General features: G+C 71.7%; 13 protein-coding genes. 9 read left to right on the forward strand and 4 right to left on the reverse strand.

Annotation, left to right across the window (positions count from 1 at the left end; all coding sequences use genetic code 11):
* Nucleotides 1–21: 21 nt before the first annotated feature.
* The 6 genes from dxr (at nt 22) to ACIGEZ_RS30460 (ending at nt 7,170) form a co-directional block, all read left to right on the forward strand.
* On the forward strand, nt 22–1,272 hold the full coding sequence (gene dxr / locus ACIGEZ_RS30435) for a 1-deoxy-D-xylulose-5-phosphate reductoisomerase (protein ID WP_399837397.1): 1,251 nt from the start codon (nt 22–24) through the stop codon (nt 1,270–1,272).
* Nucleotides 1,269–2,573, forward strand: a complete 1,305-nt coding sequence (locus ACIGEZ_RS30440; protein ID WP_399837400.1) for a M50 family metallopeptidase — start codon at nt 1,269–1,271, stop codon at nt 2,571–2,573. Before dxr ends, ACIGEZ_RS30440 begins: the two co-directional genes overlap by 4 nt.
* A 114-nt stretch (nt 2,574–2,687) precedes the next feature.
* Entirely contained in the window at nt 2,688–3,845 is a 1,158-nt protein-coding gene (gene ispG, locus ACIGEZ_RS30445) for a flavodoxin-dependent (E)-4-hydroxy-3-methylbut-2-enyl-diphosphate synthase (RefSeq protein ID WP_399837403.1), read from the forward strand.
* A 133-nt stretch (nt 3,846–3,978) separates the two neighbouring features.
* A complete protein-coding gene (locus ACIGEZ_RS30450) occupies nt 3,979–4,824 on the forward strand; it encodes a GNAT family N-acetyltransferase (RefSeq protein ID WP_399837405.1) in 846 nt (281 codons plus the stop codon).
* A 29-nt stretch (nt 4,825–4,853) separates the two neighbouring features.
* Nucleotides 4,854–5,399, forward strand: a complete 546-nt coding sequence (locus ACIGEZ_RS30455; protein WP_399837408.1) for a GNAT family N-acetyltransferase — start codon at nt 4,854–4,856, stop codon at nt 5,397–5,399.
* Nucleotides 5,400–5,469: 70 nt separating this feature from the next.
* On the forward strand, nt 5,470–7,170 hold the full coding sequence (locus ACIGEZ_RS30460; RefSeq protein ID WP_399837411.1) for a proline--tRNA ligase: 1,701 nt from the start codon (nt 5,470–5,472) through the stop codon (nt 7,168–7,170).
* A 124-nt stretch (nt 7,171–7,294) separates the two neighbouring features.
* Here the strand turns inward: ACIGEZ_RS30460 and ACIGEZ_RS30465 are convergent, their stop codons facing one another.
* From ACIGEZ_RS30465 to ACIGEZ_RS30480, 4 genes are read right to left on the reverse strand one after another with little or no spacing between them, the layout of a single operon-like run.
* Nucleotides 7,295–8,251: a slipin family protein gene (locus tag ACIGEZ_RS30465; RefSeq protein ID WP_399837414.1), complete on the reverse strand. Its 957-nt coding sequence runs from the start codon at nt 8,249–8,251 to the stop codon at nt 7,295–7,297.
* Nucleotides 8,252–8,309: 58 nt separating this feature from the next.
* On the reverse strand, nt 8,310–9,194 hold the full coding sequence (locus tag ACIGEZ_RS30470; RefSeq protein ID WP_399837416.1) for an aminoglycoside phosphotransferase family protein: 885 nt from the start codon (nt 9,192–9,194) through the stop codon (nt 8,310–8,312).
* A 27-nt stretch (nt 9,195–9,221) separates the two neighbouring features.
* The gene (locus ACIGEZ_RS30475; protein WP_399837419.1) at nt 9,222–9,638 is read right to left on the reverse strand and encodes a ferritin-like domain-containing protein; all 417 of its coding nucleotides are present in this window, start codon (nt 9,636–9,638) and stop codon (nt 9,222–9,224) included.
* A complete protein-coding gene (locus ACIGEZ_RS30480; RefSeq protein ID WP_399837422.1) occupies nt 9,635–10,222 on the reverse strand; it encodes a hypothetical protein in 588 nt (195 codons plus the stop codon). The genes ACIGEZ_RS30475 and ACIGEZ_RS30480 overlap by 4 nt, the downstream gene beginning before the upstream one ends.
* A gap of 121 nt (nt 10,223–10,343) precedes the next feature.
* Between ACIGEZ_RS30480 and rimP the strand changes: the two genes are divergently transcribed.
* The 3 genes from rimP (at nt 10,344) to ACIGEZ_RS30495 (ending at nt 12,204) form a co-directional block, all read left to right on the forward strand.
* Nucleotides 10,344–10,850 carry a ribosome maturation factor RimP gene (gene rimP / locus ACIGEZ_RS30485; protein ID WP_399837425.1) on the forward strand — a complete coding sequence of 169 codons (507 nt, stop codon included), beginning with the start codon at nt 10,344–10,346 and terminating at the stop codon, nt 10,848–10,850.
* A 2-nt stretch (nt 10,851–10,852) separates the two neighbouring features.
* The gene (nusA, locus tag ACIGEZ_RS30490) at nt 10,853–11,848 is read left to right on the forward strand and encodes a transcription termination factor NusA (RefSeq protein ID WP_399837428.1); all 996 of its coding nucleotides are present in this window, start codon (nt 10,853–10,855) and stop codon (nt 11,846–11,848) included.
* Nucleotides 11,849–11,922: 74 nt separating this feature from the next.
* Nucleotides 11,923–12,204 (forward strand): YlxR family protein, encoded by a 282-nt coding sequence (locus ACIGEZ_RS30495; RefSeq protein ID WP_399837431.1) that lies wholly within the window; start codon nt 11,923–11,925, stop codon nt 12,202–12,204.
* Nucleotides 12,205–12,247: the final 43 nt, after the last annotated feature.

The following is a 12,247-nucleotide window of genomic DNA, read 5'->3' on the forward strand; positions in this document are numbered from 1 at the left end:
TTTGCGGCAAGAATGGGGGGCATGACCGACCGCCCCTCTCCTCTCGCCGACCCGCGCATCGCCTTCGACGTGTCCGAAGGCCGCCGGGACATCGTCGTCCTCGGCTCCACCGGGTCCATCGGCACCCAGGCCATCGACCTGGTCCTGCGCAACCCCGACCGCTTCCGGGTCACCGCCCTCGCCGCCTCCGGCGGCCGCGTCGGGCTGCTCGCCGAGCAGGCGCACCGGCTGCGGGTCGACGCGGTCGCGGTCGCCCGCGAGGAGGCGCTGCCGGAGCTGCGTGAGGCGCTGACCGCGCTGTACGGCTCCGAGCCGCTGCCCCGGCTGCTCGCGGGCCCGGACGCGGCCACCGAGCTGGCCGCGTCGCCCTGCCACACCGTCCTCAACGGCATCACCGGCTCCATCGGCCTCGCGCCGACCCTCGCCGCCCTGGAGGCCGGCCGGACCCTGGCGCTCGCCAACAAGGAGTCGCTGATCGTCGGCGGCCCGCTGGTGAAGGCCCTGGCCAAGCCGGGCCAGATCATCCCGGTCGACTCCGAGCACGCGGCCCTGTTCCAGGCCCTGGCGGCCGGCACCCGCGCCGACGTCCGCAAGCTGGTCGTCACCGCCTCCGGGGGCCCCTTCCGCGGCCGTACGCGCGACCAGCTGGCGAACGTGACCCGCGAGGACGCGCTGGCCCACCCCACCTGGGCCATGGGCCCGGTCATCACGGTCAACAGCGCCACGCTCGTGAACAAGGGCCTGGAGGTCATCGAGGCCCACCTGCTCTACGACATCCCGTTCGAGCGCATCGAGGTCGTCGTCCACCCCCAGTCGTACGTCCACTCGATGGTCGAGTTCACGGACGGCTCCACGCTCGCCCAGGCCACCCCGCCGGACATGCGCGGCCCGATCGCCATCGGCATCGGCTGGCCCGAGCGGGTCCCCGACGCGGCCCCCGCCTTCGACTGGTCCCAGGCCTCCACCTGGGAGTTCTTCCCCCTCGACAACGAGGCCTTCCCCTCGGTGAACCTCGCCCGCCACGTCGGCGCGCTCGGCGGTACCGCCCCCGCCGTCTTCAACGCCGCCAACGAGGAGTGCGTCGACGCCTTCCTCGCCGGAAGGCTGCCGTTCAACGGAATCATGGATACGGTCACGGCAGTCGTCACCGAGCACGGGCAGCCCGGAACGGGAACCTCGCTCACGGTGTCGGACGTCCTGGAAGCGGAGACCTGGGCACGCGCCCGGGCCCGGGAACTCGCGGCGAAGGCAATCGCGGAGGCGCGCGCATGACCGTTCTCTTGTACGTACTCGGCCTCGTGCTGTTCGCACTGGGCCTGCTCGTCTCCATCGCCTGGCACGAGCTCGGCCACCTCTCCACGGCCAAGCTCTTCGGCATCCGCGTGCCCCAGTACATGGTCGGCTTCGGCCCGACCATCTGGTCGCGCAGGAAGGGCGAGACCGAGTACGGCATCAAGGCGATCCCCGCCGGCGGCTACATCCGCATGATCGGCATGTTCCCGCCCGGCAAGGACGGCCGGATCGAGGCACGCTCGACCTCCCCCTGGCGCTCGATGATCGAGGACGCCCGAGAGGCCTCCTTCGAGGAGCTCCAGCCCGGCGACGAGGACCGGCTCTTCTACACGCGCAAGCCGTGGAAGCGCGTCATCGTCATGTTCGCCGGACCGTTCATGAACCTGGTCCTCGCCGTGCTGCTGTTCTTCGGCAGCGCCATGGCCATCGGCTTCGAGACCCAGACCACCAAGGTCGCCGGCGTCCAGAAGTGCGTCATCGCCCAGTCCACCAAGCGCGAGCAGTGCCAGGCCGGCGACCCCGTCTCGCCCGCGTACGCCGCCGGACTGAAGGAGGGCGACAAGATCGTCGCCTTCAACGGCACCCCGGTCTCGGACTGGAACACCCTCTCCGACCGCATCCGCGACACCATCGGCCCCGCCACGGTCACCGTCCAGCGCGGTGACCAGCGAGTCGACCTGCACCCGAACCTCATCCGGAACGAGGTCTACAAGAAGGACGCCGACGGCCGGGTCGTCCAGCCGCTGCAGACGGTCCCCGCCGGCTACCTCGGCTTCGCCTCCAAGACCGAGGTGCTGCCGCTCGGCTTCGGCCAGTCCGTCGACCGGATGTCCGACCAGCTGCAGGCCGGCGTCGAGTCCGTCATCGCCCTGCCGGGCAAGATCCCCGCCCTGTGGGACGCCGCCTTCGGCGACGGCGAGCGCAAGCAGGACTCGCCGGTCGGCGTCGTCGGCGCCGCCCGCATCAGCGGCGAGCTGATGACCCTGGAAGCACCGCCGCAGACGATCCTCGTCTGGTTCATGAACCTGCTGGTCATGTTCAACGTGTCGCTTTTCCTGTTCAACATGCTCCCGCTGCTCCCGCTCGACGGCGGCCACATCGCCGGCGCCCTGTGGGAGTCGATCCGCCGCAACACCGCGCGGATCTTCCGCCGGCCCGACCCGGGTCCGTTCGACGTGGCCAAGCTGATGCCGGCCGCCTACGTGGTGGCGGGCGTGTTCGTCTGCTTCACCCTGCTCGTCCTCGTCGCCGACATCGTCAATCCGGTGAAACTGACCTGATGCCGCGGCGCGACGGGCGGCCGGAACCCGTGCGGTGTCCGGCCGCCCGCCGCCGGGGCGGTAATCTCGAAGACCTGAGCCCGACGAACCACACCTCTTGGGGTTGTACAGCTGATGACCGCGATCTCTCTCGGTATCCCGTCCGTTCCGACCAAGCTCGCTGAGCGGCGCAAGAGCCGCCAGATCCAGGTCGGATCGGTGGCCGTCGGCGGCGACGCCCCCGTGTCGGTGCAGTCGATGACCACCACCCGCACCTCGGACATCGGCGCCACGCTGCAGCAGATCGCCGAGCTGACCGCCTCCGGCTGCCAGATCGTGCGCGTGGCCTGCCCCACCCAGGACGACGCCGACGCGCTCGCGACGATCGCGAGGAAGTCGCAGATCCCGGTCATCGCCGACATCCACTTCCAGCCGAAGTACGTGTTCGCCGCCATCGACGCCGGCTGCGCCGCGGTCCGCGTCAACCCGGGCAACATCAAGCAGTTCGACGACAAGGTCAAGGAGATCGCCAAGGCGGCCTCCGCGGCCGGCACCCCGATCCGAATCGGCGTCAACGCCGGCTCGCTCGACGCGCGCCTGCTGGCGAAGTACGGCAAGGCCACCCCCGAGGCACTCGTCGAGTCCGCCCTCTGGGAGGCCTCCCTCTTCGAGGAGCACGGCTTCCAGGACATCAAGATCTCGGTCAAGCACAACGACCCGGTCGTGATGGTCAACGCCTACCGCCAGCTCGCCGCCCAGTGCGACTACCCGCTCCACCTCGGCGTCACCGAGGCGGGCCCCGCCTTCCAGGGCACCATCAAGTCCGCCGTCGCCTTCGGCGCCCTGCTCTCCGAGGGCATCGGCGACACCATCCGGGTCTCCCTCTCCGCCCCGCCGGCCGAGGAGATCAAGGTCGGCATCCAGATCCTGGAGTCGCTCAACCTGCGCCAGCGCCGCCTGGAGATCGTCTCCTGCCCGTCCTGCGGCCGCGCCCAGGTCGACGTCTACAAGCTCGCCGAGGAGGTCACCGCCGGTCTCGAGGGCATGGAGGTCCCGCTGCGCGTCGCCGTCATGGGCTGCGTCGTCAACGGCCCCGGCGAGGCCCGCGAGGCCGACCTCGGCGTCGCCTCCGGCAACGGCAAGGGCCAGATCTTCGTCAAGGGCGAGGTCATCAAGACCGTCCCCGAGTCGAAGATCGTCGAGACCCTCATCGACGAGGCGATGAAGATCGCCGAGCAGATGGAGAAGGACGGCGTGATGAGCGGCGAGCCCACCGTCTCCGTCGCGGGCTGACGCCCGGGGCCCGTCCGGCCCGTACGAGAAGCCCCTCCGCCCCGCACGGGACGGAGGGGCTTCTCGCACCCCCCTGGCAGCGGGAAGGGGGGTAAAGTGCGGAGACCAGCAGAACCGTACGGTGAGGCCCCACGTGTTGACGCAATCATCGACGCGGGTCCTCGAACCCGCCGACCTCGGCGCCGCGCTCGCCGTCCTGGAGAGCGCCCCTGTCGAGAACGCCTTCGTCACCGCCCGCGTCCAGATCGCCGGGCTCGACCCGTGGCGCCTCGGCGGCGAGATGTGGGGCTGGTACTCCGACGGACACCTCGCCTCGCTCTGCTACTCAGGCGCCAACCTGGTCCCCATCTGCGCCACCCCCGAAGCCGTCCGCGCCTTCGCCGACCGGGCCCGCCGGGTCGGCCGCCGCTGCTCCTCGATCGTCGGCCCCGCCGAGTCCACCGCCCGGCTCTGGCAGCTCCTGGAGCCCAGCTGGGGGCCCGCCCGCGACGTCCGCGCCCGCCAGCCGCTGATGGTCGCCGACGAGCCCTCCACCACCGTCACCGCCGACCCGCTGGTCCGCCGGGTCCGCAAGGACGAGATGGAGGTGATCATGCCCGCCTGCGTGGCCATGTTCACCGAGGAGGTCGGCATCTCGCCGATGGCCGGCGACGGCGGACTGCTCTACCAGGCCCGGGTCGCCGAACTCGTCGGCTCCGGACGATCCTTCGCCCGCATCGAGGACGGCAAGGTCGTCTTCAAGGCCGAGATCGGCGCCGCCACCCGCCAGGCCTGCCAGATCCAGGGCGTCTGGGTCGCCCCGGAGTACCGCGGCCGCGGCCTGTCCGAGTCCGGCATGGCCGCCGTCCTGCGCTACGCGCTCGCCGATGTCGCCCCCGTGGCCAGCCTCTACGTCAACGACTACAACACCCCCGCCCGGGCCTCGTACCGCCGCGTCGGCTTCCGCGAGGTCGGCGCATTCATGAGCGTCCTGTTCTGAGGCCTCGACGGGCTCATAGGATGCGGCGCATGGATGACACGAAGGTCGTGATCGGGCCGGTCAATCTCGCCGCGCGGGTGGACGAGGCGCTCGCCGTGCAGGCCCTCGCCTTCGGGCTGGAAGAGGACGAGATCGTCGTGCGCCGCCACATCGTGCTGCGCCACCTCCTCAACCCCGGCGCCTGCGCCTACGGCGCGACCACCCCCGACGGACGGCTCGTCGGTTTCGTGTACGGGATGCCCAACGACCGCACCCACTGGTGGTCCACGATCGTCGAGCCCTATCTGCGCTCCACTGGCGGCGAGGGCTGGCTCGACGACTCCTTCGTCATCACCGAGCTGCACGTCCACCCCGGCTTCCAGGGGCGGGGGATCGGCCGCGAACTGATCACCACCATCACCGACGGCTCCGCGCTGCCGCGCTCCATCCTCTCCGCCATCGACACCGAGAGCCCGGCCCGCGGCCTGTACCGCTCGCTCGGCTACACCGACCTCGCCCGGCAGGTCCTCTTCCCCAGCGCGCCCCGCCCGTACGCGGTGATGGGCGCCCCGCTGCCGCTCAAGCGCCGGAACTGATTTCACCGAGCTGGGGCGCCCCGGCTAACCTCCTAGCCATCACCAATCATTCGGCAGGAGTACGAGAACCATGGCCAACGCACCGGTCCAGCGCATGTCCCAGTTGATGGCGAAGACGCTGCGCGACGACCCGGCGGACGCCGAGGTCCTCAGCCACAAGCTCCTCGTCCGTGCCGGCTACGTCCGCCGCACCGCCGCCGGCATCTGGAGCTGGCTGCCCCTCGGCAAGAAGGTCCTGGCCAACGTCGAGCGCATCGTCCGCGAGGAGATGGACGCCATCGGCGCCCAGGAGGTCTCCCTCCCCGCCCTGCTGCCGCGCGAGCCGTACGAGGCGACCGGCCGCTGGGACGAGTACGGCGCCGAGCTCTTCCGCCTCCAGGACCGCAAGGGCGGCGACTACCTCCTCGGCCCGACCCACGAGGAGATCTTCACCCTCCTGGTCAAGGACCAGTGCTCGTCCTACAAGGACCTGCCGGTCATCCTCTACCAGATCCAGACGAAGTTCCGCGACGAGGCCCGTCCGCGGGCCGGCATCCTGCGCGGCCGCGAGTTCCTGATGAAGGACTCGTACTCCTTCGACACGGAGGACGAGGGCCTCGCCCGGTCCTACGCGCTGCACCGCGAGGCCTACCGGCGCGTCTTCGAGCGCCTCGGCCTCGACTACCGCATCGTCGCCGCCACCGCCGGCGCCATGGGCGGCTCGAAGTCCGAGGAGTTCCTCGCCCCGGCCGAGGCCGGCGAGGACACCTTCGCCGACTGCCCGAACTGCGACTTCGCGGCCAACACCGAGGCGATCTCCTACGAGCTCGACCCGGTCGACGGCTCCGCCGTCCCCGCCGCCGAGGAGATCCCCACCCCCGACACCCCGACCATCGAGACCCTGGCCGCCTCCCTCGGCGTCCCGGCCTCCGCCACGCTGAAGAACCTGCTGGTGAAGGTCGACGGCGAGATCGTCGCGGTCGGCGTGCCCGGCGACCGCGAGGTCGACCTGGGCAAGGTCGAGGAGCACTTCGCCCCCGCGACCGTCGAGATGGTCACCGAGGCCGACTTCGCCGAGCGCCGGGACCTGGTCCGCGGCTACGTCGGCCCGCAGGGCCTGGACAAGGTCACGTACATCGCCGACCCGCGCGTCGCGCCGGGCACGGCGTGGATCACCGGCGCCAACAAGGACGGGATGCACGCGAAGAACGTCGTCGCGGGCCGTGACTTCGAGGTCGACGAGTACGTCGACGTCGTCGTCGTCCAGGAGGGCGACCCCTGCCCGAAGTGCGGCACCGGCCTGAAGCTGGACCGCGCGATCGAGATCGGCCACATCTTCCAGCTGGGCCGCAAGTACGCCGACGCCCTCAAGCTCGACGTCCTCGGCCAGAACGGCAAGCCGGTCCGCGTCACCATGGGCTCCTACGGCATCGGCGTCTCGCGGGCCGTGGCCGCCCTCGCCGAGCAGTCCGCCGACGACAAGGGCCTGTGCTGGCCCGCCGAGGTCGCCCCGGCCGACGTCCACGTCGTCGCCGCCGGCAAGGCCCTCCAGACCGAGCTGGCCCTCGAGGTCTCCGACAAGCTCTCCGCCGCGGGCCTGCGCGTCCTGGTCGACGACCGCGCCGGCGTCTCCCCGGGCGTCAAGTTCACCGACGCGGAGCTGATCGGCGTCCCGAAGATCCTGGTGGCCGGCCGCCGCTCGGCCGAGGGCGTGCTCGAACTGAAGGACCGCCGCACGGGCGACCGCGAGGAACTGACGGTCGACGAGGCCATCGCCCGCCTCACGGCGTAACGGCGCAACGGCGCAACGCGGAGAGGGCAAGGCCGGTCAGGCCCTGCCCTCTCCGCATCCGCCGCCGCGCGCCTGAACGTCAGCGCCCGAACGTCAGCGCCCGAACGTCAGCGCCCGAACCCCGTCAGCCGCCGTCCTCCCGAGGCGCCGGCTCCACCGACGCGCCCGTCAGGTCCTCGATGGCCTCGACCGCATCCGCATGCCCCCGCAGATACGCCTCGGACGGCGGCGGGACCTCCGGCGGCACGACCCCCGGCAAAGGCTCCTGCGCAGGCGCCTGCCCGGCAGACGGCAAGGTCTCGGCGGCACCCGGCCCGGAACCCGGCGCCGCCCGCTCCAGGAACCGCAGCAGCTCCACCGGAATCGGCAGCACCAGCGTCGAGTTCTTCTCCGCCGACACCGCCATCACCGTCTGCAACAGCCTCAGCTGCAGCGCCGCCGGCTGCGCGGACATCACCCCCGCCGCCTCCGCCAGCTTCTTCGACGCCTGTAGCTCCGCGTCCGCGTTGATCACCCGCGCCCGCCGCTCCCGGTCCGCCTCCGCCTGCCGGGCCATCGACCGCTTCATCGTCTCCGGCAGCGAGACGTCCTTGATCTCCACCCGGTCGATCTGCACGCCCCACCCGATCGCCGGAGAGTCCAGCATGAGCTCGAGCCCCTGGTTGAGCTTCTCGCGGTTGGACAGCAGGTCGTCCAGGTCGCTCTTGCCGATGATCGACCGCAGCGAGGTCTGCGCCATCTGCGAGACGGCGAACTTGTAGTCCTCCACGCGCACGAGCGCCTCTGCCGCGTCCACGACCTTGAAGTAGACGACCGCGTCGACCCGCACCGTCACGTTGTCCCGGGTGATGCCCTCCTGGGCCGGCACCGGCATCGTGACGATCTGCATGTTCACCTTGTGCAGCCGGTCCACGACCGGCACGATCATCGTGAAGCCGGGCTGGCGCACCTCGCCGACCAGCCGCCCGAAGCGGAACACGACACCGCGCTCGTACTGCTTCACGACCCGCGCCGCGGCACTCGCGTACACCCCGAACGCCGCAGCCGCTCCGGCGGCCGCCACCAACAGCTCTTCGATCATCACGGCCCCCTCTGGAAGGGTTACAGCAAGGGTATTCCCCGGCGGCCGACCCGCGAACTCACAGCCAGCCCGCGAACTCCAGCAGCAGCTCCGCGTCCGCCCGCCGACCCGCCGCGAGCGCGCGGGTCGCGGACTCCACCGCGCGGAACAGCGTCCAGCCGCGCAGCCGCTCCCGGTCGACGTCCAGCGAGTCCGCCAGCTTGTTCACCCGGCGGCGCGCCGACGAGGCGCCCGCCGACGCGGCGACCAGGTCCTCCACCCGGTCCCGTACCAGCCGGGCCAGGTCGAAGGCCCGCTCGCCGACCAGCGGCTCGGGCCCGACCGCGAGCCAGGGGACCCGGTCGCCGGCCAGCACCTTGCCCTGCCGGAAGCAGCCGTGCAGCAGGAAGTTCTCGTCGCCGTCCGCGACGAGCTCCTCGCGGGCCGCGAGCACGGCCGTCACGAGGGCGCCGGCCAGGACGTCGCCCCGGTAGTGCTCCATCGCGGAGGCCTGCCGTGCGGTCCGCTCGGCGACCGATTCGAAGCCGTGCCCCGCGGGCGGCTCGACCCACAGCCGCCGGATGATCCCGGCCGCCTCCAGGAGCGCCTTCGCCTCCGGCAGCGAGCGCAGGGAGACCTCGGGGTGCAGCCGCTCCAGGAGCAGTCCGCCCTCCTCCGTCTCGCCGAGCAGCCGCACGGCGCCCCAGCCGTCCCAGTGCGCGAGCGCATCCCGCTCCAGGTCCGGACGGGTGAAGTCCGGAGCGATCTTCAGGACGGCCTCGGGTACGAGCACGACGAGGCTGCTCCGCCCACCGGGGGCCATCACGCGCTCGGCGGCCAGACCGGCGTGCTCCAGCGTTTCCCGGGTGAGCTCGGGGAGCTTCCCGAGCCACTCGGCCGCGACAGCGTCCCCGTACGTCTCGCCGAGAGCCCGCACCAGTCGCTGCGGCGGTTCGAAACCCATGCGTGCGTCGTTCCTTCGATGTCCGGGTCAGGCCCGCTCGGCGAGCCCAGGAAAGGTTACGTCGCTGCCGCGCCAGCGGACGGCCCGGACCGCCGCCTCGCGCAGCGCGGCGGCCGCGTCCCGGCGCAGCGGGCCCTCGGCGGCGCGCACCAGGTCGGAGTAGACCCCGGCCACCCGGTCCTCCAGGACGGCCGCGAGGCGTACGGCGGCGGCCCCGTCCGGCACCGCGAAGGGCAGCTCGTAGCCCGCGGCCGCGGCGACCGGCTCGCCGCCCAGGTCCCGTACGGCGCGGCGCAGTACGTCCCGCCGGGCGCGGTGGGCCTCGTACGCGGCGGTGGCCTCGGCGCGGCGGGTCTCGCCGATCCGGCCGCCGACGACCCCGTACCCGTACACGGCGGCGTGCTCGGCGGCGAGCGCGGCCTGCGCCGCGTCGAGCGCGGTCATGCCCGGTCCCCCTTGGTCGGAGCGGTCAGCAGATAGGCGTGCGCGGCCCCGGCGGCGGCGACGGACGCGAGCAGCCGCGCGTACTCGGGCGGCGCCTGCAGAAGCGTCGCCGCATGTGCGTCGGCCGTCGCCCGAACGGCCGCGGCGAGCTCCGCGAGCGCGGCCGCGGGGTCGGGGGGTACGGGAGGGGGCGCCGGGGGCGCCGGGGCCGAGGCGGAAGCCGAAGCGGAAGCGGAAGCCGAAGCCGAAGCGGAGGCCCCCGACCCGGAGAGCGAGTCCGCCCCCTCGCCCAGCGCCGCCACATGCGCCGCCACCGACGCCCGCAACGGCGTCAGACGGACGGCGAGCGACGGGTGTGCCGCGAGGACGGCGTCGTAGCGGGCGAGGAGGGCGCGGCCGGTCGCCGCGGAGCGGGCGCGCAGGGCCGCTTCGGCGCGCGCCGCCCGTTCGGCCGCACTCGGCGGCTCGGGACGGCCGTCGCCGGACGAGGTGCACCCCGCGAGGGTCACCGCCGCCCCGGCCGTCAGGAGCGCGCGCCTGCCCACCGTCGTCACGCCTTCTCCCCTCGCGTCATCGAAGATCACCGCAGGCGAGCGTACCCGCGGCCCCCGGCCCGGTGGACGGCAACACCCTCCTGGACCGGATACCCTTTGATCTGACACGCGACGAACCCACAACAGCACACGCGGCCGAGGAGTCACCCGGATGAGCACCACCCAGAGCGAACGGCTGCGCGGTCTTCTGGAGCCGCTCGTTCACGCGAAGGATCTCGACCTCGAGGAGATCGAGGTGTCCCGGGCCGGCCGCCGTGGACTGCTGAGGGTCGTCGTCGACTCGGAGGAGGGCGTCGAACTGGACGCCTGCGCCGAGCTGAGCCGCGTCATCTCCGAGAAGCTCGACGAGACGGACGCGATGGGCGAGGGCGAGTACGTCCTCGAAGTCAGCTCCCCCGGCGCCGACCGCCCCCTCACCCAGCACCGTCACTACGTGCGCGCCACCGGCCGCCTGGTGAAGCTCCAGCTGACCCCCGAGGCGGGCGGTGACGAGGTCGTCACCCGCATCCTCGCCGTGGACGAGGACGGTCTCGACACCGAGGTGCCGGGTGTGAAGGGCCGCAAGGCCACCGCCCGCCGGGTCGAGTTCGCCGAGATCGCCAAGGCGCGTGTCGAGATCGAGTTCAACCGCAAGGACAAGAAGGAAGAGGAGGCGTAGCCGTGGACATCGACGTGAAGCTCCTGAAGGGCTTGGCACAGGAGAAGGAAATCTCCTTCGAGATGCTGGTCGAGGCGATCGAGTCGGCCCTCCTCATCGCGTACCACCGCACCCCGTCCGCCCGGCGCCACGCCCGCGTCGAGCTGGACCGGCACACCGGTCACGTGACGGTGTGGGCGAAGGAAGACCCCGCCGAGCTGGAGGAGGGGCAGCAGCCCAAGGAGTTCGACGACACGCCGTCGGACTTCGGCCGGATCGCGGCGAGCACCGCCCGCCAGGTCATCCAGCAGCGGCTGCGGGACGCCGAGAACGACGTCACGTTCGGCGAGTACGCGCGCCGCGAGGGCGACATCGTGGCCGGCCAGGTGCAGCAGGGCAAGGACCCGAAGAACGTCCTCGTCAAGCTGGACGACAAGCTGGAGGCCATCCTTCCGGTGCAGGAGCAGGTGCCGGGCGAGGACTACACGCACGGTCTGCGGCTGCGTACGTACGTCGTTCGGGTGGCCAAGGGTGTCCGTGGTCCGTCCGTCACCCTGTCGCGCACCCACCCCAATCTGGTGAAGAAGCTGTTCGCCCTGGAGGTGCCGGAGATCGCCGACGGTTCCGTCGAGATCTCGGCCATCGCCCGTGAGGCCGGTCACCGCACCAAGATCGCCGTCCGCTCCACCCGTTCGGGCCTGAACGCCAAGGGCGCCTGCATCGGCCCCATGGGCAGCCGGGTGCGCAATGTCATGGCGGAGCTGCTCGGCGAGAAGATCGACATCGTCGACTGGTCGGACGACCCGGCCGAGATGGTGGCGAACGCGCTGTCCCCGGCGCGGGTCTCCAAGGTCGAGATCGTCGACCTGGCCGCCCGCTCGGCCCGGGTCACGGTGCCCGACTACCAGCTGTCGCTGGCGATCGGCAAGGAGGGGCAGAACGCCCGCCTGGCCGCCCGGCTGACCGGCTGGCGGATCGACATCCGGCCCGACACCGAACCCTCCGCTCCGCAGGGCTGAGATCGTTTTTGGCCATCAGCTGTTCGATTTTTGCCCCAAACGGGTGAGGTCGGTACGGGGAGGTAGACTTAATCGTGTCTGGCCGGACGCATGCCCGCGCGTGCCCTGAGCGAACCTGTGTGGGATGCCGGGAGCGAGCGGCCAAGAGCGACCTGCTGCGGATCGTGATGAATAAGGACGAGTGCGTCCCCGATCATCGCGGTACGCTGCCCGGCCGGGGTGCGTATCTGCACCCCGCCTTGGTCTGTCTCGACCTGGCGGTCCGTCGCCGGGCGTTCCCGAGGGCCTTCCGGGTCCAGGGACCGCTCGACACCGCGACACTCCGTCACCACGTCGAGCAGTCGGCACCGCAGTGAAAGAAGAAGTACGGCACGGAACACACCGTGCGGTCAGGTACCT

The organism is Streptomyces sp. NPDC085481 (assembly GCF_044541845.1).
Taxonomy (GTDB): Bacteria; Actinomycetota; Actinomycetes; order Streptomycetales; family Streptomycetaceae; genus Streptomyces.